The following is a 24136-nucleotide window of genomic DNA, read 5'->3' as shown; positions in this document are numbered from 1 at the left end:
GTGTCCCCTGGGGGGTGAGGGAGTCGGCAGGCGCGCCGCCCGGCCACACATCCCTACGGGTGCGTAACCTACGGCAACGTAAGTATGGCAAAGGTCCCCCGCGGGGCAAGAGGAGCGCGCCCGCAGCCGGGCCCATCGGCCCGAGCCGCAGGGCCGTCGTCCCGCCTGGTGACACACGGGCCTGGTCACCGGTACGGGCCACCTATCCTGGTGTCGTCGGACAGCGCGGTCCGCACGGGCAGCCCGAGCTGCGCATCAGGAGCGGTGGCACCGCCGGACCCAGGTCCGGGCGGCCACCACCGCGCGCACACCGGGGCCCACCTCCCAGTAGCGCTCGAAACACTGCAAGGAGCCGCACCTGTGAGCAGTGCCGACCAGGCCCACTCGACCACCGCCCCGGCGACCTCCCCCGCCGGCGCCGCCAACGCCGAGCTGCGCGCGGACATCCGCCGCCTCGGCGACCTCCTCGGCGAGACCCTCGTACGCCAGGAGGGCCAGGACCTCCTCGACCTGGTCGAACGCGTCCGAGCCCTCACGCGCACCGACGGCATCGCGGCCGCCGAGCTGCTCGGCGACACCGACCTGGAGACCGCCGCCAAGCTGGTGCGCGCCTTCTCCACCTACTTCCACCTCGCCAACGTCACCGAGCAGGTGCACCGCGGCAAGGAGCTGCGCGCCCACCGCGCCGCCGAGGGCGGCCTGCTGGCCCGCACGGCCGACATGCTCAAGGACGCGGACCCCGAGCACCTGCGCGAGACGGTCAAGAACCTCAACGTCCGCCCCGTCTTCACCGCGCACCCCACCGAGGCGGCCCGCCGCAGCGTCCTGAACAAGCTGCGCCGCATCGCGGCCCTCCTGGAGGAGCCCGTCGCGGGCGCCGGCGAGCGCCGCCGCCACGACCTGCGCCTCGCGGAGAACATCGACCTCGTCTGGCAGACCGACGAACTGCGCGTGGTCCGCCCGGAGCCCGCCGACGAGGCGCGCAACGCCATCTACTACCTCGACGAGCTGCACGCCGGCGCCGTCGGCGACGTCCTCGAAGACCTCGCCGCCGAGCTCCAGCGCGTCGGCATCGAGATCCCCGCCGGCACCCGCCCGCTCACCTTCGGCACCTGGATCGGCGGCGACCGCGACGGCAACCCCAACGTCACCCCCGAGGTGACCCGGGACGTGCTGATCCTCCAGCACGAGCACGGCATCACCGACGCCCTGGAACTCATCGACTTCCTGCGCGGACTGCTGTCGAACTCCATCCGCTACACCGGCGCCACCGAGGAGCTCCTCACCTCCCTCCAGGCCGACCTGGAGCGCCTCCCGGAGATCAGCCCGCGCTACAAGCGGCTGAACGCCGAGGAGCCGTACCGCCTCAAGGCCACCTGCGTCCGGCAGAAGCTCCTCAACACCCGCGAGCGCCTCGCCAAGGGCATCCCGCACGAGGAAGGCCGCGACTACCTCGGCACCGCCGAGCTGCTCACCGACCTCACCCTCATCCAGACCTCCCTGCGCGAGCACCGCGGCGCGCTCTTCGCCGACGGCCGCATGGACCGCACCATCCGCACGCTGGCCGCCTTCGGCCTCCAGCTCGCCACGATGGACGTGCGCGAGCACGCGGACGCCCACCACCACGCGCTGGGCCAGCTCTTCGACCGGCTCGGCGAGGAGTCCTGGCGCTACGCGGACATGCCCCGCGACTACCGCGGCCGCCTCCTGGCCAAGGAACTGCGCTCGCGCCGCCCGCTGGCGCCCACCCCGGCCCCGCTCGACGCGGCCGGCCAGAAGACCCTCGGCGTGTTCGGCGCCATCAAGGACGCCTTCGAGAAGTTCGGCCCCGAGGTCATCGAGTCCTACATCATCTCGATGTGCCAGGGCGCCGACGACGTCTTCGCCGCCGCCGTCCTCGCCCGCGAGGCCGGTCTCATCGACCTGCACGGCGGCTGGGCCAAGATCGGCATCGTCCCGCTCCTGGAGACCACCGACGAGCTCAAGGCCGCCGACGTCATCCTCGACGAGATGCTCGCCGACCCCTCCTACCGGCGCCTCGTCTCGCTGCGCGGCGACGTCCAGGAGGTCATGCTCGGCTACTCGGACTCCTCCAAGTTCGGCGGCATCACCACCTCCCAGTGGGAGATCCACCGCGCCCAGCGCCGGCTGCGCGACGTGGCCCACCGCTACGGCGTGCGCCTGCGCCTCTTCCACGGCCGCGGCGGCACCGTCGGCCGCGGTGGCGGCCCCTCGCACGACGCGATCCTCGCGCAGCCCTGGGGCACCCTGGAGGGCGAGATCAAGGTCACCGAGCAGGGCGAGGTCATCTCCGACAAGTACCTCGTACCGTCGCTGGCCCGCGAGAACCTGGAGCTGACCGTCGCGGCCACCCTCCAGGCCTCCGCCCTGCACACCGCCCCGCGCCAGTCCGACGAGGACCTGGCCCGCTGGGACGCGGCCATGGACACCGTCTCGGACGCCGCGCACGACGCGTACCGCGAGCTCGTCGAGGACCCGGACCTGCCGGCGTACTTCTTCGCCGCCACCCCCGTGGACCAGCTCGCCGACCTGCACCTGGGCTCGCGCCCCTCGCGCCGCCCCGACTCCGGCGCGGGCCTCGACGGCCTGCGCGCCATCCCGTGGGTGTTCGGCTGGACCCAGTCCCGCCAGATCGTCCCCGGCTGGTACGGCGTCGGCTCGGGCCTGAAGGCCCTGCGCGAGGCCGGCCAGGGCGACGCGCTGGCCGAGATGGGCCAGCGCTGGCACTTCTTCCGCAACTTCCTGTCCAACGTCGAGATGACGCTGGCCAAGACGGACCTGCGGATCGCCCGCCACTACGTCGACACCCTGGTGCCCGACGAGCTCAAGCACGTCTTCGCCCGCATCGAGGCCGAGCACGAGCTCACCGTCCGCGAGGTCCTGCGGATCACCGGGGGCGAGAAGCTCCTCGACTCCAACCCGGTCCTCCAGCAGACCTTCGCGGTCCGCGACGCCTACCTCGACCCGATCTCCTACCTCCAGGTCTCGCTGCTGGCCCGCCAGCGCGCGGCCGCCGAGCGCGGCGAGGAAGCGGACCCGATCCTGTCCCGGGCCCTGCTCCTGACCGTCAACGGCGTCGCCGCCGGTCTGCGCAACACCGGCTGAGGTTTCGTACGGCGTAACGACGGAGCCCCCGCCACCGGATCGATCCGGTGGCGGGGGCTCCGTCGTACCTCTTCCAACTGTTGGCCCCTCTAACTGTTGGCCCCTCTAGCTGTTGTACGTGGACTGCGCGCGCTCCAGGCCCTCCTGGATGAGGCATTCCACGGCGTCCGCCGAACGGTCGACGAACCAGTCCAGCTCCTTGCGCTCCGTGGAGGAGAAGTCCTTCAGCACGAAGTCGGCGACCTGCATCCGGCCGGGCGGGCGGCCGATGCCGCAGCGCACCCGGTGGTAGTCGGGGCCCATCGACTTCGTCATCGACTTCAGGCCGTTGTGGCCGTTGTCCCCGCCGCCCAGCTTCAGCCGCAGCGTCGGGTAGTCGATGTCCAGCTCGTCGTGGACCGCGATGATCCGGTCCAGCGGCACCTTGTAGAAGTCCCGCAGCGCCGTCACCGGGCCGCCGGACAGGTTCATGAACGACATGGGCTTGGCCAGCACCACGCGCCGGTTCAGCGGTCCGGGCGGGCCCATGCGGCCCTCGACCACCTGCGCGCGGGCCTTGTGCGCCTTGAACTTGCCGCGCATCCGCTCCGCCAGCAGGTCGGCCACCATGAAACCGATGTTGTGGCGGTTGCCCGCGTACTCGTCGCCCGGGTTCCCGAGACCCACGATCAGCCAGGGCGCCGCGTCGTCCGACATCAAAAGCTCCTTATACGAAGACGACCGCCGTCCCGCTCCAGTGGAGCCGGACGGCGGTCGTTCAGCAAGTGCTGAGGGTGAGCGGTGAGGCTCAGGCCTCGGAGCCCTCGGCGGCCGGCTCCTCGGTGCCCGCGCCGATGACCTGCAGGACGGCGATGTCGCCGTCGACGGCCAGCGTGGTGCCGGCCGGCAGGACCAGGTCGGAGGCGGTGATGGTGGCACCGGCCTCCAGGCCCGCGATCGAGACGGTGACCTCGGTCGGGATGTGCGTGGCCTCGGCCTCGACGGAGATGGTGTTCTGGAGGGTCTCCAGCATGTTGCCGCCCGGGGCCAGCTCGCCCTCGGTGACGATCGCGACGTCGACGGTGACCTTCTCGCCCTTCTTGACGATCAGGAAGTCGACGTGGGAGATCGAACGCTTCAGCGGGTGCTTCTGAACGGCCTTCGGGATGACCAGCTCGGTGCCGGCGCCCTCGATGTCCAGGGAGAGCAGGACGTTCGGGGTGCGCAGCGCCAGCTGGAGCGCGTGGGCGTCCACGTTGACGTGCTTCGGGTCGGTGCCGTGGCCGTAGATGACCGCGGGGGTCAGGGCGTCACGGCGGGCCTGGCGGGCAGAGCCCTTGCCGAAGTTTTCGCGGACCTTCGCGGCAAGCTTGATCTCGGACATGCTCACTCCTCGTGGGGTGACGGAAATGGACGACAGTCACCCGGCCGGAACACGGCCTGCTACGAAGAGCGCGTCGATAACGGAGCATCCATACCCGTGAAAACAGGTACGGCCTCCCTCGCCGAGCAACTCAAGGAGTGTACCCGGCGGGGAGGCCGTACCCAAAAATGATCTAACCCCTAAGGAGTCAGCACAGTGCGGAGGTGCTTACTGCTGCTCTTCGAACAGGCTGGTGACCGAGCCGTCCTCGAAGACCTCGCGCACGGCGCGGGCGATCATCGGGGCGATGGAGAGCACCGTGATCTTGTCGAGCTCCAGGTCGGACGGGTCCGGCAGGGTGTTCGTGAACACGAACTCGCTGACCTTGGAGTTCTTCAGGCGGTCGGCGGCCGGGCCCGACAGGATGCCGTGCGTGGCCGTCACGATGACGTCCTCCGCGCCGTGCGCGAAGAGCGCGTCGGCGGCGGCGCAGATGGTGCCACCCGTGTCGATCATGTCGTCGACCAGGACGCAGACGCGGCCCTTGACCTCACCGACGACCTCGTGGACGGTCACCTGGTTGGCGACGTCCTTGTCACGGCGCTTGTGCACGATCGCCAGGGGGGCGTCCAGACGGTCGCACCAGCGGTCGGCGACGCGTACGCGGCCGGCGTCCGGGGAGACGATCGTCAGCTTGGAGCGGTCGACCTTGGCGCCGACGTAGTCCGCGAGGACCGACAGGGCCGAAAGGTGGTCGACCGGGCCGTCGAAGAAGCCCTGGATCTGGTCGGTGTGCAGATCGACCGTGAGGATGCGGTCCGCACCCGCGGTCTTCAGCAGGTCCGCGACCAGGCGGGCCGAGATCGGCTCGCGGCCCTTGTGCTTCTTGTCCTGGCGGGCGTACCCGTAGGACGGGACGATCACGGTGATGGAGCGTGCCGACGCGCGCTTGAGCGCGTCGATCATGATCAGCTGCTCCATGATCCACTTGTTGATCGGAGCCGTGTGGCTCTGGATCAGGAAGCAGTCCGCGCCACGCGCCGACTCCTGGAATCGGACGTAGATCTCGCCGTTCGCGAAGTCGAAAGCCTTGGTCGGCACGAGGCCGACACCGAGCTGGTGCGCGACCTCCTCGGCCAGCTCGGGGTGGGCGCGGCCGGAGAAGAGCATCAGCTTCTTCTCGCCGGTCGTCTTGATCCCGGTCACAGCACTGTCTCCTCAGACGTGGGAAAGCTGCTCGCCCCCATGTGCGTCCGTCCCGCACACGGTGAGCCAGCCGAATTGCGTTCACGTATCACGGTACGCCGTCGCGGGCGTAGCCGTTTCCGGTCAGTTCACCTCAGCGTTCGTCGGAGTCCTCGCGGACCGCCGACTGCGCGGCCGTCGCGGCGGCGCTTCCCGGACGCTTGCGGGCCACCCAGCCCTCGATATTCCGCTGCTGGCCACGGGCCACGGCCAGGGCGCCGGGCGGAACGTCCTTGGTGATCACGGAGCCGGCGGCCGTGTAGGCGCCGTCCCCGATGGTGACGGGAGCCACAAACATGTTGTCCGAACCCGTCTTGCAGTGTGAGCCGACGGTCGTGTGGTGCTTGTGCTCACCGTCGTAGTTCACGAACACGCTGGCGGCGCCGATGTTCGTGTACTCGCCGATCGTCGCGTCGCCGACGTAGGACAGGTGGGGGACCTTGGTGCCCTCGCCGATCGTGGCGTTCTTCATCTCCACGTACGTGCCGGCCTTGGCCTTCGCGCCCAGGTTCGTGCCCGGACGCAGGTAGGCGAAGGGGCCGACGCTCGCCGAGGCGCCGACGACCGCGGTGTCCGCCACCGTGTTGTCCACGCGGGCGCCCGCGCCCACGTGCGTGTCCTTCAGGCGGGTGTTGGGGCCGACCTCGGCCTGCTCGGCGATGTGCGTGGTGCCGAGCAGCTGGGTGCCCGGGTGCACGATCGCGTCCTGGCCGAAAGTCACCGTCACGTCGACGAGGGTGCTCGCCGGGTCGACGATCGTCACGCCGGCGAGCATGGCGCGCTCCAGCAGGCGTGCGTTCAGCAGGGCGCGGGCCTCGGCGAGCTGGACCCGGTTGTTGATCCCGAGGATCTGCCGGTGGTCCGCGCCCACGGCCGCGCCGACGCGGTGGCCGGCCTCGCGCAGGATGCCGAGCACGTCGGTGAGGTACTCCTCGCCCTGGCTGTTGTCCGTGCGGACCTTGCCGAGGGCGTCGGCGAGGAGGGCGCCGTCGAAGGCGAAGACCCCGGAGTTGATCTCGGCGATGGCGCGCTGGGCGTCGGTGGCGTCCTTGTGCTCGACGATGGCGGTGACCGCCCCGTCGGCGCCGCGGATGATCCGGCCGTAGCCGGTGGAGTCGGGGACCTCGGCGGTCAGCACGGTGACGGCGTTGCCGTCGGCCTCGTGCGTGGCCGTCAGCGCGGCCAGGGTCTCGCCGGTCAGCAGCGGGGTGTCGCCGCAGACGACGACCACGGTGCCGGCGGGACGGTCGGCGCCGAGCTCTTCGAGGGCCATCCGGACGGCGTGCCCGGTGCCGTTCTGCTCGTACTGGACCGCGGTGCGGACGTCGGCGTCGATCGCGGCGAGGTGCGCGGTGACCTGCTCGCGGGCGTGCCCGACGACGACGACGAGGTGGGTGGGGTCCAGCTCGCGGGAGGCGGCGACGACGTGACCGACGAGCGAGCGCCCGCTGATCTCGTGCAGAACCTTGGGTGTGGCCGACTTCATGCGGGTGCCTTCACCCGCTGCGAGTACGACGACGGCTGCCGGGCGGTTGGCGCTCACGGGTGTGCCCTTCGGCTTCGGGTGGTGGACCCGTGAAGGATACCGGTGGGTCATGACCCGGAAACGAGGCCGGGTCCCGACCGTCGCAGTCAGGACCCGAAGCTGAGCAGTCGTGCGGTGTGAGCTCCCGGAGAAGGATTCGAACCCTCATTCAATGGACCAAAACCATTTGTCCTGCCCTTAGACGATCCGGGATGGTTCGCCGTTTATGTCCGATTTAGCTGATCGAACTGCGATGCAGCCCCTACTATGCCGCACCACCAGCCTTCGATGCGACGGTACAGACCGGCGCTTTGAAGCACGCGTATCGCGAGGCATCCGTGGTAGCTCTCGCCGGTGTTCTTTCGGACCGTTTTCGGGTTGTGCCGCTTGAGTGTCGTTTTGAGGAACTGCTCCCGCGGCACCCCGGCGAGATCCGCCCAGAAGGCCTCCGCGCCGGCGACGTCGGCTGTTTCGTGGATCGTTACGGCGAACCGCAGGTGCTCGTCCTTCACTCCGAGGAGGCGCAGCCAGGCGAGGTAGGTGGTCACCATGCCGGCGTCGCTGTTCACGAAGATCGCACGCTCGCGCCGGGCGTACGCCTTGTCCTTACTCCCCTCGGACCAGTAGAGGCTGACGCCCACGAGGAAGAGGTCGCGCTCCGAGAAACTGCCGATCTCTGCGGCGGCGTCCTGCTTGACCTGGCGGCGCTCCTCCTCCCGGATCTCCAGTGTCCGTTCCCAGCCCCGCCGCGCGATGGCCGAAGCCTCTTCCGTGGTGCGTTGCCGCTCCGGCTTCGGGAGGTCGCGGACCCAGAGGGAGATGGAGCTCTTCGAGCAGCCGAGCTCGATCTGGATCTGGTCGTAGGTGAGGCCTTTGAGGCGGAGCTCGCGGGCGCGGTCGCGAAGGTCGTCCTTTGCGTTCGGGCGCTTCGTCCATTCCGGTGGGGGCTCGCCCTGGAGCAGGCGGTTGAGGATCTCTCCGTTGAAGACCTGGAGGCGGTCTCGGATCTGGCGGCGGCTGAGGCCTTCTCGGCGGAGGGCGAGGGCTTGTTCGCGCAGTGCTTCGAAGTCGGCGTATTTGCTCATAGGTCGACTGTCGTCCGGAATGTGGGACTCCGGTCTCGGTTGATGGATGATTCAGTCGGACGTGCGATTACCGGTGGTTCGTTGGAATTGGCGTCGCCGGTGTGCCGGGGCCGCTGCGTAGGCTGGACCGTATGACCAGTACGGGGGAAGAGCAGGGAGAGGCGGGGGCCGGGCGGGACGGGCCCCTGTGGTGGGACCGGCGCAGGTCGGCCGTGTTGGACGTGGGGCTCGCCGGGGTGTCCGCCGTCGAGTGCGGGGTGGAGGGCGTCGGGTTCGCCCACGAGGCGGGGATCCCGGTCTTCGCCGGGGTGCTGTTCGGGCTGCTGGTCGGGTCGGTGCTCGTCCTGCGGCAGCGCTGGCCGATCGTCGTGGTGCTGGTCGGCATCGCGGTGTCCCCGGCGGCCATGGGCTTCCTGCTCGGCGTGGTCGGGCTGTACACGCTGGCCGCCTCCGAGGTGCCCCGGCGGATCACCGGGACCCTGGCGTCGATGTCGCTGGCCGCGACCTTCGTGGTGATGTACATGCGCACCCGGGCCGACCCCGAGGTCACCCTCACCATCGTCATCACCCTGTCCGTGTTCGTGGCGGTGGCGCTGACCGTGCCGCCGGTGCTGTTCGGGCTGTACACGGCGGCCCGCAGACGGCTGATGGAGAGCCTGCAGGAGCGGGCGGACTCGCTGGAGCGGGAGCTGTCGCTGCTCGCGGACCGGGCGGAGGAACGGGCCGAGTGGGCCCGTACGGAGGAGCGGACCCGGATCGCGCGGGAGATGCACGACGTCGTGGCGCACCGGGTGTCGCTCATGGTGGTGCACGCGGCGGCGCTCCAGGCGATCGCCGCCAAGGACCCCGTGAAGGCGGCCAGGAACGCGGCGCTGGTCGGGGACATGGGACGGCAGGCGCTGACCGAGCTGCGCGAGATGCTCGGCGTACTGCGGGCGGAGTCGCCGAAGCCGGCGGCCGTGACGGCGCCGGTGGCGGCCCTGGTGGGGAGCTTCGAGGACGGGCCGACGCTGGGCGAGCTGGAGGCGCTGGTCGGACAGTCGCGGGCGGCCGGGATGGTCGTGGAGCTGGATGTCCACGGCGAGTACCGCGCGTACGTGGCGGAGGTGGAGCAGACCGCCTACCGGGTGGTGCAGGAGGCGCTGACCAACTGCCACAAGCACGCCGCGGGCGCACGGGTCGTCGTACGGCTCGCGCACCGGCAGGGGGAGGTGGCCATGCAGGTGGAGAACGGCCCCTGCGACGGCAAGGCGGCCGAGCCGGGCCTGCCGAGCGGCGGGAACGGCCTGGTCGGCATGCGCGAGCGGGTGCTCGGCCTGGGCGGGGTCTTCGTGTCCGGCCCGACGGACGAGGGCGGCTTCAAGGTCTCGGCGGTCCTGCCGAGCGAGCGGGGGTAGCGGGGGATGGCCTGGGATCCGGTGGCGGAGCTGACGGAGGACGAGCGCAAGGCCTTCCGGACGTTCGGCGAACACTCCGCGCGGCTGTGGCTGAACGTGCCGGGGCCGTTCTACACGGGGATGACGGACAACTGCTGGACCGGCCGGATGGAGGCCCCCGACAGCGTCCTGTACGCGGCGGAGAGCGCGTACTGCACGGAGTACGTGTTCCGGCAGCCGCGGAATCCCGCGGAGGTGCGGGCGCTGGCCGCGGCGGCCGAGGCCGAGCCCTGCGGGGAGTACTACTGCGACGGGGACCTGCGCTGGACCGCCGGCGGTGTGCGCGAATGGTGGGCGGAGCGGGGGCGGGTCGCCGAGCATCTGGGCGAGGCGCTCGCGGACTTCGGGGGCAGCGGCTCCCGGATCGAGGACGAGGCGGCCACCGGGGTGCGGGACTTCCAGGCGTATCTGGCCGGTGGCCTCGCCGCTGATCTGCGGGCGTATGTTTTCCGGCTGGGGGAAGGCCGGTACCCGGAGGCCGGGGAGAGGCTGCCGGAGTTGTGAGGCGCGGTGGCGAACAGGGGGAGAGCGGGATGACGGCGGGCTGGGATCCGGTGGCGGAGCTGACGGGCGAGGACCGGAAGCTGTTCCAGGGGCGGTGGGAGAAGCGGCTCTGGCTGAACGTGCCCGGGCCCTTCTACACGGGCGAGACGGACACGTGCTGGACCGGGCGGCTGAACGCGCCCGGCAACGTGATGTACGCGGCGAGCACCGAGGACGCCCTCGAGTACGTCTTCCGGCAGCCGCGGACCCCGGCCGAGGTCCGCGAGGTGGTGAACGCGGCTGACGAGGAGCCCTTCCAGGAGTACGCCTACGACGGGGACCGCTGGTGGACCCCGGAGGCGGTGCGCCGGTGGTGGGCCGGGCGGAGCCGGGTCGAGGAGCACCTGGCGCTCACGCTGGCCGAGTACGGGGACAGCGTCCATCCCGCCGACCGTGACGCCGCGGAGGGGGCGCGGGAGTTCCGCGCCTACCTGGAGGGCGGGCTCGCCGCCGATCTGCGGGCGTACCTCTTCCGGCTGGAGGAGGGCCGCTACCCGGGGGACGGGGAGCGGATTCCGGAGCTGGGCGGCTGAAGCCTGCTGGGACGCGGGCCGTCCCGGACGGGCTAGCCCGTCGTCAGGCGCGTCGGCTGGAGGCCGGTGAGGAGGAGGGTGAGGGCCTCGTCGAGGCTCGAGCCGAGGTACCAGTCGCCGGTGTGGTCCACGCAGTAGACGCGGCCCTCGCGGTCGAGGGCGAAGTGGGAGCCGCCCCCGGCCGGGTCCGTGTCGGCCTCGACGCCGAGCGGGCAGAGCTGGGTGGACAGGGCGCGGCCGAGGTCAGCGAAGGTGCGGGCCAGGTGCAGCCCCGTGAGCGGGTCCAGGCGTATCGCGGTGGGCGCGATCTGGCGGCCGGGGCCCGGGGCGGTGACGGTGAGGTTCCCGAACTCCGCCCAGGCCTCGACGGCGGCCGGGAACACGGTGTGCCGGTGCCCGGCGGGGGTGGTGTGGTCGCGCAGGGCGTCGGCCCAGTACTCGGCCTGCTTGATGTCCCAGCGGCCCGGCTCCCAGCCGGCGGTGCGCAGGGCGGAGTCCACGGCGACGGGGAAGCGGGTCGCGGAGGAGCGGGCGTACGAAGCGGAGGTCGTGGTCATGGCGGCTACTCGGGGTGCGTGAGGTCGACGGGGCGGACGCCGAAGTGGGCGAGGAGGGCCTCGCAGGAGCGGCAGGGAGGTGCGTAGCTGCCGTGGAGCGGGTCGCCGTCCTCGCGGATGCGGCGGGCGGTGATCTTGGAGTGCTTCAGCGAGCGGCGCGCCTCGCTGGGCGTCAGGGGCTTGCGCGAGGCGCGCTTGCTGCGGGCGCCCTCGATGGTGACGAGGTGGCGGGAGAGCAGGATCGCCTCCGGACATCGGCCGGTGAAACGTTCGCGCTGGCCGCTCGTGAGGGTGTCGAGGAAATCCTGTACGAGGGCGTGCAGTACGGGGGGCAGGTCGGCCTTGCCGGCGGTCCCGGTGAGGGTTTCGCCGCGTACGGACAGCGCGGCGGCCACCGTGGGCAGGATCCCGTCGCGGCGGAAGCGGAGCACCGGCACGGCGGGGCGGCCGTCCCCGCCGCCCCAGCGCAGCCGGGGATCGCCGGGGCCCTGGTCGGCCGCGGCGCGCGCCTGCGCGGGGACGGCCGCCGGGTCACCGGTTCCCGTAGGACCGGCGGGGTCCGCGGATCCGCGGGCGCCCGCGGGGCCCGCCAATCCCCGGTCTCCCGCCCCTCCTGAGTGGGCGTCGGCCGCGTCTGTGCGTGATGCCGTGTTCTGCATGGTTGCGCTTTCCCTCCCGTGGCCGCGGCGCCGGCCGCTGTCGCGCACGCCCCCGTGCTGTGGGGACAGCCTGTCAAATGTCCCGTGGCATGTGGAAGCTGGGTCGAATATTCGTATCAATTCGGATCTTCCCGGCCGTCCCGCGGGGTCCCCGCACACGTGCGGGTGACGTCCTTGCCGGAGCACATAGGCTGTGGTGAACCAGCCAGATCCAGCAGGGGGCTACCGCCATGACGACAGGTCGGCTCGGGCATCAGGCCGCGCCACCCAACGCCGCTTATTCGGGGCAGGTCGTGCATTTCCCGGACCCCGTCCGGGCAGCGCGCCATCCCCACGGAGTCCGCATCGACGCGAACGGACACCCCGACTTCGCGCTGTACGCCCGTGCGGCCGTCGAGATCGCCGAGCCCCCGGAGGGCTTCGGCGTGGACGAGCTGCGCCTGACGGACTGCGTGTCCGCCAACGCGGCCATGCGCGCGACCGGCCACGAACTGTGGGACACGGTCGGACCGGTGTCGACCCCGCACGGCTGGACCTGGCACCACGTGTCCGGTACGCGCCGGATGGAGCTGGTCCCGGTCGAGGTGAAGTCGCTGCTGCGGCACCACGCCGGTCTGGCGACGGCGGCGGTGGACCACGGCAAGCGCGGGACGCGGCCGTTGCAGGAGGTGCGCCCGGTGCACCTGGGGCTGCCCAAGACGGTGGTCTCGGTGTCCGAGCAGCAGGTCCAGGGCGTCGAGGAGGACCTCGGCTACCGGCTCCCGGAGGCGTACCGCTCCTTCCTGAAGGCGGCGGGCGGCTGCGCGCCGGTGGGCACCGGGCTCGACGTGGAGCTGGGACTGCTGGTGGACCAGCCGTTCTTCACGGTGCGCGAGGAGGCGGCGGTCAACGACCTCGTCTACGTGAACAAGTGCCTGCGGGACCACCTGACGAAGGACTACCTGTGCGTGGCCTTCGTACAGGGCGGGCTCCTCGCGGTGAAGGTGCGCGGCGAGGACGTCGGGTCCGTCTGGTTCTCCCCGTTCGACGATGCGCGCGACCAGGACGGCTGGTCGGTGCAGGAACGCGTGGAGCGGTTGCTGCTGCCGTGCGGTGCGGATTTCGACGCCTTCCTGGAACGGCTGGCGGGCAATCCGCCGGAACTGGAAACGGTGGCCGGTCTGATGGTGGACGGCGGATTCGCGCGCTCGGTTCCCGTGACGGGGTCGGGTTCGGGAGCGGGGCCGGGAACGGCTCCGGCAGGGCGTTCGGTTCCGGGTGCCGGGCCGGCATCGGCACCGGTGGAAGGGTGACGGCGCGATGGTGACGTTTGCGCAGGCGCAGGAGCGCGCCGAGGAATGGATCAACGGGGACGTGCCCGGGTACCAGCACCGCGAGGTGCGCGTACGGGAGTTCGGACTCGGTTTCGTGGTGTGGGCGGAGGACCGCCCGGCGGGCCCCGTGTCCGGGGGCGGCCGGCAGCGGCTCGTCATCGCGCGGGACAGCGGGGAGGTGACGCTCTGGCCCGGCCTGCCGGTGGGTGAGGTCATCCGCCGCTACGAGGAGGAGTACGGGGCGTCGGCCGCGCAGGCCGAGGCTTCGGTGCCGGTGCCGCGCATCGACTCCGAACAGACCTCTTTCATGCTGAGTCCGCCGGAGTGGCTCCAGGAGGCGGCGGACCGGGCGGGGATCCCGGCGGCTCCGGTGTCTTCGGCCGCGCCGGGGGCTCCGGTGACGCCTTCGCCTTCGGTGCCCGTCGCTTCTTCGGCTTCGTCCGCTTCTTCTGCTGCTTCTGCTTCTTCCGATTCGGGCTCTTCGGAGCCGGTGCCGGTGCCGTTGCGGCGCGGGGGAGAGGTCCCCTACGAGCCGACCGCCAACGACGGGGTGCCCGCCGCCGTCCCGACCGGGGCCACGCCCTGGGCCGGTACCGACGTGAACCCCGGTGCGGACTCCGTGTCCGTACCGCTGCCGGCGACGGTGTTCGCGCCGCCGCTGTCCGGAACGGACCTGGACGACGCCCCGGCTTCGTCGGGGCCGGGTGCGGAGGCGCGCACGACCCTGATGCCCAGGGGCAGTGAGCTGCCGAAGACCGCCGTCGTGCCCGCGCTGGACCCGGAGTCCTCCCGGGCGGGGCAGGGGCAGGGGCAGGGGTCCGGTTCCGGCGGGTCCGGCGGTTCCGGCGGGGTGTCCAGTGGGGACATCGCCGACGCGCCGACGAGCAAGGCCCGGGTCAACCGGCCCGGGGCCTCCGCGCCCGTGACTCCGCCGGGTCCGCCCGGTGCGCCGGGTGCGCCGGGCGGTGGCGCCGAGTCGCCTTCGTACGCCGCCACCATGCTGGCGGGCCCCGGCGGTCCGCAGCAGCCCGTGCCGCCGGGGGCTCCGGGTGCGCCCGGCGTGCCCGGTGGCGGGCTGGATCATGCCGCGACGATGCTGGCCGGTCCGGCCGTGACGGGGCAGCCGCCCGCGCCTCCCGGTCCTCCGGGGGCTCCCGGGTCGTCGGGTGGGCGCGGGGACGCGTATGCCGCCACGATGCTGGCCGGTCCCGGTGGTCCGCAGCCTCCCGGCCCGCCCGGTCCTCCCGGCCAGCCCGGCGCCGGGCAGCCGCCCGCGCCGCCCGGTCCCCCCGGCGTGCCCGGCGGTGGTGCGCACCACGCGGCCACCATGCTGGCCGGTCCCGGCGTACCCCAGCCGCCCGGTCCGCCCGGGGCTCCGGGTGCGCCCGGCGTGCCCGGTGGCGGGCTGGATCACGCCGCGACGATGCTGGCGGGTCCGGCCGTGACCGGGCAGCCGCCCGCGCCTCCCGGTCCCGCGCCGCAGTCACCCGTACACGCGCCGCAGGCACCCGCGCCGCAGGCCTCCCAGCCCGGGGTGCCCACGGTCGGCCCCGGCTACCAGGCCGTGCTGCGCTACCGCGCTCCCGACGGCTCCGAGCAGCAGCTCATCCGGCGTTCCGCGCCCGGAACTCCGCACCCGGAGTGGCAGATCCTGTACGAGCTGCGGGCGATGAACGTGCCTCCGCAGCAGGTGCTGGAGCTGCACACCGAGCTGGCCTCGTGCGAGCTGCCCGGCGGCTACTGCGCGCGCATGATCCGCGAGACCTGGCCGCAGGTGCGGATCACGAACGTGGCCCCGTACGGGACGGACCACGCGGGCCGGCAGCAGGGCATGCGCCACCTGCTGACCCACCAGGGCGAACTGCACCAGGTGGCGGACGGGCCGGCGCGCCCCGCGCCGGTGCGCGCACCGCTGCCGCAGGTGCCGTTGCAGCCGGCGATCCCGCTCGACGCGATCGCGCAGGAGCTGGCCGGGGCGTTCGGGCCGCAGGGCGTGTTCCGCTTCGAGCAGCGCGCGGTGTCCCGGCAGGGCGTGCCGGAGATCGTGGCGCAGACGCTGATGTGGTCGGGCCTGCCGGTCGATTTCGGGCCGTTCTTCTGGGCCCAGGCCGTACCGGGTGCCCCGCTGCCGACGCTGGCCGAACTGGCCGCGCAGCGGCAGGTGCAGCCGGCCTCGGACGCGGGCTCGTACCTGGTGGTGGGCAGCGACTTCGGCAAGGCGCTGTGCGTGCAGTACGGGACCGCGCACATCGTGGCGGTACCGGTGGAGAGCGGTCCGGGCGGGGCGCCCGTGCCCCCGCAGTTCGTCAACTCCTCGCTGCCGCAGTTCGTCCGGTCGCTGGCGATGCTGGGTCACATGTGGCGGCTGCGCCAGCATCTGACGCCGGAGCAGGCGGGCCGCTGGACCGTCGATTTCCAGGCGAATCTGGCGGGGCTGGACAGTGCGGCGCTGGCGTCGCCCGAGAACTGGTGGTCGGTGCTGCTGGAGCAGATGTGGGACGGGCTCCTCTGACCGGTTTCTGCTGATCTCCGGTGGATCTTCCGGACACGCTCCGATGATCCGGATGGCCGGGTCGTGACCCTCGAACGGGGTCTCGGCCCGGCCATTCGGGCTTCTGGGAGCAAATGACGCATCCTTGGCAGGAACCCCCGCGAGAGAGGCGCTTCCAGGATGAGTGCACCCTTTACGACCGTGCGCGGCCGTGGCTACCGGGCCGAAGAGGTGGACCGGTACCTCGCCCGGCTGTCGGGGAGCCGGGACGAGGCCTGGGAGCGGGTGGCCCGGCTGACCGTGCTTTCCCGGGACATGGAGGCGGAGGCGGAGCGGCTGCGCGTGGAGGTCTCCGGACTGGCCCCGCAGACGTACGAGGAGCTCGGCGAGCGGGCCCGCCGGATCCTGCTGCTGGCCGAGGAGGAGTCCGAGACGCTACGGGGTGACGCGCGGGCGGACGCGCTGGCGACGGCGGGCGCCGCCGAGGCACACGCCGACCGGGTGACGGAGCTGGCGCGCGGCGATGCGCAGGCGGTGCGCGATCAGACCGAGGTGCGGGCGCGGCAGGGGCTGCTGCGGGCGGGGCGCGAGGCGGACGACGCGCGGACGGAGGCGCGGGACGACGCGGCGGCGTGGCGGGCCGAGGTGCAGGCGGGGCTGGCGGACATGGCCCGCCGCTGTGACGCGCTGCTCGCGGAGCGGGAACAGGAACACGCGGAGCGCTGGGACGCGGCGGAGCGGGAGCTGGCGGCGCGGGAGGCGGAGCTGGAGTCCCGGCACGCCGAGCTGGAGCGGTACGCGGAGTCCCGGCTGGCGGAGGCGAAGCGGGGCTTCGCGCAGGCGCAGGAGACGGCCCGGCACGGGCAGGAGGACGCGGAGGCGAAGGCGGCGGAGCTGATTGCGGAGGCGCGGGTGCGGGAGGAGCGGGTCGGGCGGGAGACGGAGCGGATCCTGCGGGAGCACGGGGAGTCGCAGGACGAGATGCGGGCCCACATGAACCACGTCCGCTCCAGCCTGGCCGCCCTGACGGGCCGCGCGCCGGCCGAGGGCTGAGACCCCCTGGGCGGGGCCGGGGGTTCGCCTCAAACGCCGGCGGGGCTGGGGTGTGGGCGGGGTCGGCTTGTCCGTGCGGGTGGTCGTGGGGCGGGGTGGGGCTGCGGGTGGGGGCCGGTGCCGGGGGCGGGGTGGGGTGTCGGCCTGGACTGCATGATTTAGGCGCCCTGTGTGCGGCTTCGATGGTGATGCCTTGTAGCGCGCCACAAATCACGCTTTACGTCCAGGCCAACACCCCACCCCGCCCCCGTCCCCGTCCCGGCGCCGCCGCCAACGTGCCCGACCGGGCGACAATCCGGTCCCGCCGGTGGACAGGTCCCTCCGGACCTGCTGGTAGCGGGTCTCTCCGGACCTGCTGGTAGACGGGTCTCTCCGGTCCTGCTGGTGGACGGGCCTCTCCAGCTCCACTGGTGGACGGGCCTCTGCAGCTCCGCCGGTGGAGGGGTCTCTCCAGCTCCGCCGGTGGTTGGGGCTTCTCAGGCCTGCCCCACCGGTAAGGCCATTGCGCCCAGCGGGTGGGGCGGGCCTTTTAGCCCCGGGTGCCGGGGCGCGCAGCCCCTGGAGCTCTTCAGCCGCCGGGGTTTGTCTTTTCAGCCGTCCGGCGTTTGAGGACCGGGGTCCGGGCGCAGCCCGGGGCCCCCGCCTTCAGCCCGTCCGGCGTTTGAGGACCGGGTCAGGGCCGGCCCTGGGAACGGTGGAAGGGTGGGTAGGGGACTTTGCCCCGCGCAGCGGCAAGGGCCGCAGCGGGGACTTTGCCCCGCGCAGCGGCAAGGGCCGCAGCGGGGGCTTCGCCCCGCGCAGCGGCAAGGGGTGCTGCGGGGACTTTGCCCCGCGTAGCGGTGGGGGTTGCGGGGGCTGCCTCGGGCAGTGGGACGCCCTCAGGCGGGGGTGTGGGGGAGGGTGCCGCGTAGCGGGGAATGGGGGGTGTGGGGTGAGGGGTCGCTGCGGAGGCCGTGGTTGGTTACCACCACGGAGAACGTGGGCGGCGTCGACGGGGGGAGCTCCACCGACAGGGGCCCGCTCGGGGTGACGGTCGTCGGGAGGGGCGTGCCGTCCACCTCGACCCGCGGGTTGTCCCCGAAGCCGCCGCCCTCGACGGTCAGGAGACCCTCCGTCACGGATACCCGCGTGATCACCGGATTCCCCCGCACCGCCACCTTGTTCAACAGGTACGCCCCGGCCGGCGCCCCGGTCAGCGCCCACATCTCCGACGGCAGCTTCGGCAGCCCGCCGCCCACGTCGGTCAGGAAGAACGCCACCACGTACAGCATCGTGACCGCGCTCAGGGCCACGTACTGCAGGTCGACCAGGTCGGTCCGCCCGCCGTCGTTCGAGATCAGGTCGTGTACCGGGCGCCGCTCCGTGCCCTTCGGTGCCGGTTTGGCGATGGAGCCCCGCTCCACCCGCATGCCGACCACCGCCTTCGCCGCGATCAGGGCGGCGTACGGGCCCCCGAGCAGCGGGAGGTAGACGGTCGTCAGGGAGGACAGGGGGCCCTCGGGGCCCTGGAACCAGGCGACGCCGCCGCCCGCGGTGAGCCCGTAGCCGAGGGTCGCCAGGAGCAGCCAGAGAAGGATCACCGTCCAGGCCAGGGCGAGCGTGGTCGAGGTGGAGAGGCGCCCGTCGCGGCCGGTGACGAAGCCCGGGTTGCGCGTGAGGCGCAGGGTGATCGGGCCCGCCAGGGCGGCCAGTAAGGCGAGGGCGAGGAGTGCGGACGTCATGTGGGTCCCCCGGGGAGTGCGGTGTCTCCGAAAAGGGTTACCGACTCGGCCCGAGCATGACAAGTTCCCTCTCAGCCCTCCCGCTGCTCCGGGAGTACGGGGAACCGCCGCGGCGCCACCAGCAGCAGCACCAGCGCCGACGCGGCCGCCGCGATGGTCGCGCCGAGGAAGATGTGGTCGCCGGCGGCGGCCACGGCCGAGCGCAGGTACTCACCGGCCTCCGGGGGGAGGAGTTCGGGGTGGGTCAGGGCCTTGGACACGTCGTCCAGGGTCGCCGGGAGTCCGGGCACCGGGGCCTGCGCCAGCCGGCCGGCGAGGGTGGCGTTGGCCACGGCGCCCAGCAGGGCCGCTCCGACGCTCTGCCCGACGTTGCGGCAGAACAGCACCGAGGCCGTCGTGGTTCCGCGCTCCTCCCAGCCCACCGTGGACTGGACCCCGACGATCAGCGGGAGCTGGAAGAGGCCGAGGGCGGCGCCCAGCAGCAGCATGATCAGTACGGGCTGCCAGACCGGGGCGGGGTAGGGGAGCAGGGTGAAGGAGCCGAGGATGAGGGCGGCCAGGGCGACCCCGGTCGCGGCGGTGTTGCGGAAGCCGATGCGCCGGTAGACGTGCTGGGCGAGGGCGGCGCTGATCGGCCAGCTCAGGGTCATCGCGGAGGTGACCAGACCGGCGCCGGTGGGGCCGAGGCCGAGTACGGACTGGGCGTACGTCGGCATGAACACCATCGGGGCGACCATCAGCAGGCCCAGCCCGGCCATGGCCAGGTTCACGGCGGCGATGGTGCGCCGGCGCCACACCCAGCCGGGCAGGATGGGCTGCTCGGCCCGGCGTTCGATCCGGACGACGAGCACGCCCAGCACGACGGCGGCCGCGAACAGTCCCAGCGAGGGCGCCGACAGCCAGGGCCAGGCGACCCCGCCCTGGACCAGCGCGAAGAGCAGCAGCCCCCCGCAGGCGAAGACGGCGAGGGCTCCCGCCCAGTCGACGGGGCCGGTACGGCCGGGGGCCCGGGTGGGCTCGACCAGGTGGCGGCTGATGACCCACAGGGCGGCGGCGGCCAGCGGCAGGTTGATCAGGAAGATCCAGCGCCAGTCGGTGTACGTGGCGATCAGCCCGCCGAGCGCGGGGCCGGCCAGCGCCGAGGTGGCCCAAACCACGGACATCCGGGCCTGGATGCGCGGCCGGTCCTTGAGCGGGTAGAGGTCGGCGGCCAGGGTCTGGACGGTGCCCTGCAGGGCACCGCCGCCCAGGCCCTGGAGGATCCGGAAGGCGATGAGGGCGGCCATGTTCCAGGCGGCGGCGCACAGCAGCGAGCCGAGCAGGAAGAGGCTGATGCCGAGGAGCAGGACGGGCTTGCGGCCGTAGGTGTCGGAGAGCTTGCCGTAGACGGGGAGGGTGACGGTTCCGGCCAGGATGTAGCCCGAGAAGATCCAGGAGAAGACGGCGAAGCCGCCGAGGTCGCCGACGATCTGCGGGACGGCGGTGGCGACGATGGCGCTGTCGAGGGCGACGAGGCCCATGGTCAGCATCAGGGCGGCGACGACGGCCTTCCGGGGCCGCCCGGGCGGTGAGGCCGCCCGCGTGCCCGTGCCCTTCCTTGTGCCCGTTCCTCCGGCTCCGGCGGGGTCGCCCCCCGGTATGCCTCCGGCGCTGTCGTCGGTACTCGCGCCCGTGCTCTCCCCTGAGCCCATGAACAACCCTTCCCCCCGTCCGTACCTGCGCGGACACCTTCTCACTGCCGCATTGCGGGGTGGTATCCCCTCAGGGCGCCTCGTCCCAACGGGCGAGATCCCCTAGGGGTTGGTCCTCACAAGGATCCAGGGACGGCTCGTCCCGGGGGAGGAGGAGGAAAGGCCGTGACTCTTCTTAACTGGTTTCTACAGGGCGGGAGTCCGGGGGGTAGGGCTAGCACCCCTATGGATACGGCGATTGGCACCAGCGCGCCGCGGTACCCCCGGCCAGCAGACTTCGAATGAAGCGCATCACATGCTTCGGACCACGCATCGACACGAGGGGAAACACCGTGACAACGGCTATGACCGAAACCAGGCACGGGGGTACTGGAGGGCATGAGGCCGTCGCGGCGCGGGCGCGGAAGGTCGTCAAGGCCTACGGCTCCGGCGAGACGCGGGTCGTCGCCCTCGACGCGGTGGACGTGGACATCCAGCGCGGCCAGTTCACCGCGATCATGGGGCCCTCGGGCTCCGGCAAGTCCACGCTGATGCACTGCCTGGCCGGCCTGGACACGGTCACGAGCGGCCAGATCTTCCTGGACGACACCGAGATCACCGGTCTGAAGGACAAGAAGCTCACGCAGCTGCGCCGCGACCGGATCGGCTTCATCTTCCAGGCCTTCAACCTGCTGCCGACGCTCAACGCCCTGGAGAACATCACGCTCCCCATGGACATCGCCGGCCGCAAGGCCGACGCCGAGTGGCTGAACCGGGTGGTGGAGACCGTGGGTCTGGCGGGCCGCCTCAAGCACCGTCCGACCGAGCTCTCCGGCGGCCAGCAGCAGCGCGTGGCGGTCGCCCGCGCCCTGGCCTCCCGGCCCCAGATCATCTTCGGCGACGAGCCCACCGGAAACCTCGACTCCCGGGCCGGCGCGGAGGTCCTCGGCTTCCTGCGCCGTTCGGTGAACGAGCTGGGCCAGACCATCGTCATGGTCACCCACGACCCGGTCGCCGCCTCCTACGCGGACCGCGTCATCTTCCTCGCCGACGGCCGGATCGTGGACGAGATGCACACGCCCACCGCCGACCAGGTCCTGGACCGCATGAAGGACTTCGACGCGCGTGGGCGGACGTCATGACCGTCATGAAGACCGCGCGGCGCAATTTCGTCGCGCACAAGGGGCGGATGGCGCTCTCCGCCGTCGCCGTCCTGCTCTCCGTCGCCTTCGTCTGCGGGACGCTGGTGTTCACGGACACCATGAACACCACCTTCGACAAGCTGTTCGCGGTCACCAACTCCAATGTCACGGTCACTCCGAAGGAGGCCGAGAACAGCGGGGAGACCCCCGACACCGGCAAGCCGCAGACACTGGCCGGCTCGCTCGTCGAGCAGGTGAAGAAGGCCGAGGGCGTGAAGTCCGTCGAGGGCGGCGTGTCCTCGATGGCGGTCACCGTCGTCAACTCCAAGAACGAGAACCTCGGCTCGACCACGGGAGCCCCGACCTTCGCGGGCAACTGGACCGAGAACGAACTGCGGTCGATGAAGATCATCGAGGGGCACGCCCCGCGCGGCCCCACCGACGTGATGATCGACGCCGACACCGCGAAGAAGCACCATCTGAAGCTCGGTGACGACATCCGGACCATCGCCGTCACCGGCGACATCCGTTCCAAGATCACCGGTATCGCCGCCTTCACCGTGACCAACCCGGGCGCGACCGTCGTCTACTTCGACACCGCCACCTCGCAGCAGAAGCTGCTCGGCGCCCAGGGCACCTTCACGCACCTGAACGTCACCGCCAAGGACGGGGTGAGTGACGCCCAGCTCAAGGCGAACGTCGCCTCCGTCGTCGGCGCCGACGCCTACCAGCTGCAGACCGCCAAGGAAGCCGCGGACGCCAACCGCAAGAACATGGACTTCCTCGACATCATGAAGTGGGTGATGCTCGGCTTCGCCGCGATCGCCTTCCTCGTCGGGATCTTCCTGATCTTCAACACCTTCTCGATGCTGGTCGCCCAGCGCACCCGTGAGATCGGTCTGATGCGGGCCATCGGCGCCGACAGCGGCCAGGTCCTGAAGTCGGTGGTCATCGAGGCCCTGCTGCTCGGCGTGGTCGGCTCGATCCTCGGCGTCGCAGCCGGCATCGGACTGGCCGTCGGCCTGATGGAGCTCATGAGCGGGCTCGGCATGAGCCTGTCCACCGAGGACCTCACCATCGCCTGGACCACCCCGGTCATCGGCATCGTCCTCGGCGTCGTCGTCACCGTCATCTCCGCCTTCATACCGGCCCGCCGGGCCGGCAAGGTCTCCCCGATGGCCGCCCTGCGCGAGTCGGGCACCCCCGGCGACAAGAAGGCCGGCCGGATCCGTGCCGCCCTGGGCCTGGGCCTCACCGGCATCGGCGCCGCGGCCCTGTACCTCGCGGCGACGGCCGACGCCGCCGGAACCGGAGCGCAGTGGCTCGGTCTGGGCGTGCTGTTCACCCTCATCGGCTTCATCGTGATCGGCCCGCTCCTCGCGAGCGTCGTGGTCCGGGCCCTGTCCGCCCCGGTGCTGCGTCCCTTCGGTTCCATAGGCCGCCTCGCCGAGCGCAACGCCCTGCGCAACCCGCGCCGCACCGGCGCCACCGCCGCCGCGCTGATGATCGGCCTCGCGCTGGTCGCCTGCCTGTCGGTGGTCGGCTCCTCGATGGTGGCCTCGGCCACCGACGAGCTCGACAAGTCGGTCGGGGCGGACTTCATCGTCCAGTCCCAGACCGGGCAGCCGGTCGTACCGCAGGCCGAAGAGGCGCTGCGGGCCACCCAGGGGCTGGCGCACGTCACCGCCTACCGGGAGGTCGACGCCAAGATCACGGCCCCCGACGGGACCACCGAGTCCGACGGCCTCGGAGCCATGGACCCCACCTACGCCAAGGACGTCCGACGCAAGACGACCGCCGGCGAGCACGCGGACGCGTACAAGCCGGGCTCGATGTCGGTGGGCTCCGAATACGCCACCAAGCACCGGATCAAGCTCGGTGACGAGCTGACGGTCGCCTTCACCGGCGGCAAGACCGTCAAGCTCAAGGTCGCGGCGATCACCAGCGACGAGGGCAACCTCGACAAGGGCATGAAGTACGTCAGCACCGCCCTCGCCGAGGCGAACCTGCCGGCCGACAAGATGCCCAGGCCCTTCATGCTGCTGGCCACCGCGAAGGACGGCCAGGACGCCGCCGCCTACGCAGCGGTCAAGGCGGACCTCGCCGAGTACCCGCAGTACCAGGTGCTCAACCAGACCGACTACAAGCAGGCGCTCAAGGACCAGGTCGGCCAGTTGCTGAACGTGGTCTACGCCCTCCTCGCCCTCGCGATCATCGTCGCGGTCCTGGGCGTGGTGAACACCCTGGCCCTCTCGGTGGTCGAGCGGACCCGCGAGATCGGCCTGATGCGCGCCATCGGCCTCTCCCGCCGCCAGCTGCGCCGCATGATCCGCCTGGAGTCGGTGGTCATCGCCCTCTTCGGCGCCCTGCTCGGCCTCGGCCTGGGCATGGGCTGGGGCGCCACCGCCCACCAGCTCCTCGCACTGCAGGGCATGAAGATCCTCGAGATCCCGTGGCCCACCATCCTCGGCGTGTTCGCCGGCTCCGCCCTGGTCGGCCTGCTGGCCGCCCTGGTCCCCGCCTTCCGGGCGGGCCGGATGAACGTCCTGAACGCGATCGCCAGCGAGTAGTCGCCGGGCGGTCGTACGGGGGAACGCCGCGGCCCCGCCTCACCCGTTCGGGTGGGGCGGGGCCGCGGTCGTTCGCGGAAGGACCGGGTGGCCCGCCGCCACCACCGCCGGCCGTCCGAATCCTG

18 protein-coding genes and 1 tRNA gene are annotated in these 24136 nt (G+C 71.9%); 9 read left to right on the top strand and 10 right to left on the bottom strand.

Annotated elements, in window-relative coordinates; all coding sequences use genetic code 11:
* The first annotated feature begins 360 nt into the window (after nucleotides 1–360).
* Nucleotides 361–3126 (top strand): phosphoenolpyruvate carboxylase, encoded by a 2766-nt coding sequence (gene ppc, locus ACODT5_RS33585; RefSeq protein WP_422522860.1) that lies wholly within the window; start codon nucleotides 361–363, stop codon nucleotides 3124–3126.
* A 105-nt stretch (nucleotides 3127–3231) separates the two neighbouring features.
* On the opposite strand, the gene pth is transcribed toward ppc, so the two are convergent.
* From pth to ACODT5_RS33555, 6 genes are all read right to left on the bottom strand, one after another.
* A complete protein-coding gene (gene pth / locus ACODT5_RS33580; protein ID WP_422522859.1) occupies nucleotides 3232–3822 on the bottom strand; it encodes an aminoacyl-tRNA hydrolase in 591 nt (196 codons plus the stop codon).
* A gap of 91 nt (nucleotides 3823–3913) precedes the next feature.
* A complete protein-coding gene (locus tag ACODT5_RS33575) occupies nucleotides 3914–4489 on the bottom strand; it encodes a 50S ribosomal protein L25/general stress protein Ctc (protein WP_327306363.1) in 576 nt (191 codons plus the stop codon).
* A gap of 207 nt (nucleotides 4490–4696) precedes the next feature.
* Nucleotides 4697–5674, bottom strand: coding sequence for a ribose-phosphate diphosphokinase (locus ACODT5_RS33570; protein ID WP_112451977.1), 978 nt, complete (start codon nucleotides 5672–5674; stop codon nucleotides 4697–4699).
* A gap of 133 nt (nucleotides 5675–5807) precedes the next feature.
* Nucleotides 5808–7256, bottom strand: coding sequence for a bifunctional UDP-N-acetylglucosamine diphosphorylase/glucosamine-1-phosphate N-acetyltransferase GlmU (gene glmU / locus ACODT5_RS33565; protein WP_422522858.1), 1449 nt, complete (start codon nucleotides 7254–7256; stop codon nucleotides 5808–5810).
* 124 nt (nucleotides 7257–7380) lie between these two features.
* Nucleotides 7381–7451: transfer RNA gene (locus tag ACODT5_RS33560), tRNA-Gln, on the bottom strand.
* Between the two features lie 11 nt (nucleotides 7452–7462).
* Entirely contained in the window at nucleotides 7463–8323 is an 861-nt protein-coding gene (locus ACODT5_RS33555) for a hypothetical protein (protein WP_422522857.1), read from the bottom strand.
* 131 nt (nucleotides 8324–8454) lie between these two features.
* Here ACODT5_RS33555 and ACODT5_RS33550 point away from each other — a divergent pair, with 131 nt between their 5' ends.
* The 3 genes from ACODT5_RS33550 to ACODT5_RS33540 are packed head-to-tail and all read left to right on the top strand — an operon-like array spanning nucleotide 8455 to nucleotide 10835.
* The gene (locus ACODT5_RS33550) at nucleotides 8455–9720 is read left to right on the top strand and encodes a sensor histidine kinase (protein WP_422522856.1); all 1266 of its coding nucleotides are present in this window, start codon (nucleotides 8455–8457) and stop codon (nucleotides 9718–9720) included.
* Between the two features lie 6 nt (nucleotides 9721–9726).
* Nucleotides 9727–10263: a hypothetical protein gene (locus ACODT5_RS33545; protein ID WP_422522855.1), complete on the top strand. Its 537-nt coding sequence runs from the start codon at nucleotides 9727–9729 to the stop codon at nucleotides 10261–10263.
* Between the two features lie 29 nt (nucleotides 10264–10292).
* Complete coding sequence (locus tag ACODT5_RS33540; RefSeq protein ID WP_422522854.1) at nucleotides 10293–10835, top strand: hypothetical protein; 543 nt, start codon at nucleotides 10293–10295, stop codon at nucleotides 10833–10835.
* A gap of 32 nt (nucleotides 10836–10867) precedes the next feature.
* Here ACODT5_RS33540 and ACODT5_RS33535 read toward each other — a convergent pair whose 3' ends face one another.
* Both ACODT5_RS33535 and ACODT5_RS33530 read right to left on the bottom strand, forming a co-directional pair.
* The gene (locus ACODT5_RS33535; protein WP_327253100.1) at nucleotides 10868–11392 is read right to left on the bottom strand and encodes an SUKH-3 domain-containing protein; all 525 of its coding nucleotides are present in this window, start codon (nucleotides 11390–11392) and stop codon (nucleotides 10868–10870) included.
* 5 nt (nucleotides 11393–11397) lie between these two features.
* Nucleotides 11398–11985 carry a YwqJ-related putative deaminase gene (locus ACODT5_RS33530; protein ID WP_422522853.1) on the bottom strand — a complete coding sequence of 196 codons (588 nt, stop codon included), beginning with the start codon at nucleotides 11983–11985 and terminating at the stop codon, nucleotides 11398–11400.
* A 296-nt stretch (nucleotides 11986–12281) separates the two neighbouring features.
* Here ACODT5_RS33530 and ACODT5_RS33525 point away from each other — a divergent pair, with 296 nt between their 5' ends.
* From ACODT5_RS33525 to ACODT5_RS33515, 3 genes are all read left to right on the top strand, one after another.
* The gene (locus ACODT5_RS33525; protein WP_422522852.1) at nucleotides 12282–13343 is read left to right on the top strand and encodes an SMI1/KNR4 family protein; all 1062 of its coding nucleotides are present in this window, start codon (nucleotides 12282–12284) and stop codon (nucleotides 13341–13343) included.
* A gap of 7 nt (nucleotides 13344–13350) precedes the next feature.
* Nucleotides 13351–15876: an SUKH-4 family immunity protein gene (locus tag ACODT5_RS33520; RefSeq protein ID WP_422522851.1), complete on the top strand. Its 2526-nt coding sequence runs from the start codon at nucleotides 13351–13353 to the stop codon at nucleotides 15874–15876.
* A gap of 159 nt (nucleotides 15877–16035) precedes the next feature.
* Entirely contained in the window at nucleotides 16036–16908 is an 873-nt protein-coding gene (locus ACODT5_RS33515; protein ID WP_422522850.1) for a DivIVA domain-containing protein, read from the top strand.
* Nucleotides 16909–17786: 878 nt separating this feature from the next.
* On the opposite strand, the gene ACODT5_RS33510 is transcribed toward ACODT5_RS33515, so the two are convergent.
* Both ACODT5_RS33510 and ACODT5_RS33505 read right to left on the bottom strand, forming a co-directional pair.
* Nucleotides 17787–18629 carry an IPT/TIG domain-containing protein gene (locus tag ACODT5_RS33510; RefSeq protein ID WP_422522849.1) on the bottom strand — a complete coding sequence of 281 codons (843 nt, stop codon included), beginning with the start codon at nucleotides 18627–18629 and terminating at the stop codon, nucleotides 17787–17789.
* 71 nt (nucleotides 18630–18700) lie between these two features.
* Nucleotides 18701–20320, bottom strand: a complete 1620-nt coding sequence (locus ACODT5_RS33505) for an MFS transporter (RefSeq protein WP_422522848.1) — start codon at nucleotides 20318–20320, stop codon at nucleotides 18701–18703.
* Between the two features lie 344 nt (nucleotides 20321–20664).
* Between ACODT5_RS33505 and ACODT5_RS33500 the strand changes: the two genes are divergently transcribed.
* Together ACODT5_RS33500 and ACODT5_RS33495 are read left to right on the top strand one after the other, a co-directional pair.
* Nucleotides 20665–21441 (top strand): ABC transporter ATP-binding protein, encoded by a 777-nt coding sequence (locus ACODT5_RS33500; protein WP_385378800.1) that lies wholly within the window; start codon nucleotides 20665–20667, stop codon nucleotides 21439–21441.
* Nucleotides 21438–24011: an ABC transporter permease gene (locus ACODT5_RS33495; RefSeq protein ID WP_422522847.1), complete on the top strand. Its 2574-nt coding sequence runs from the start codon at nucleotides 21438–21440 to the stop codon at nucleotides 24009–24011. Before ACODT5_RS33500 ends, ACODT5_RS33495 begins: the two co-directional genes overlap by 4 nt.
* Nucleotides 24012–24136: the final 125 nt, after the last annotated feature.

The organism is Streptomyces tatrensis, from assembly GCF_049310065.1.
Classification (GTDB): Bacteria; Actinomycetota; Actinomycetes; order Streptomycetales; family Streptomycetaceae; genus Streptomyces.
Note: the sequence above shows the minus strand (reverse complement) of the source record. Positions and strands in the feature narration are given on the sequence as shown.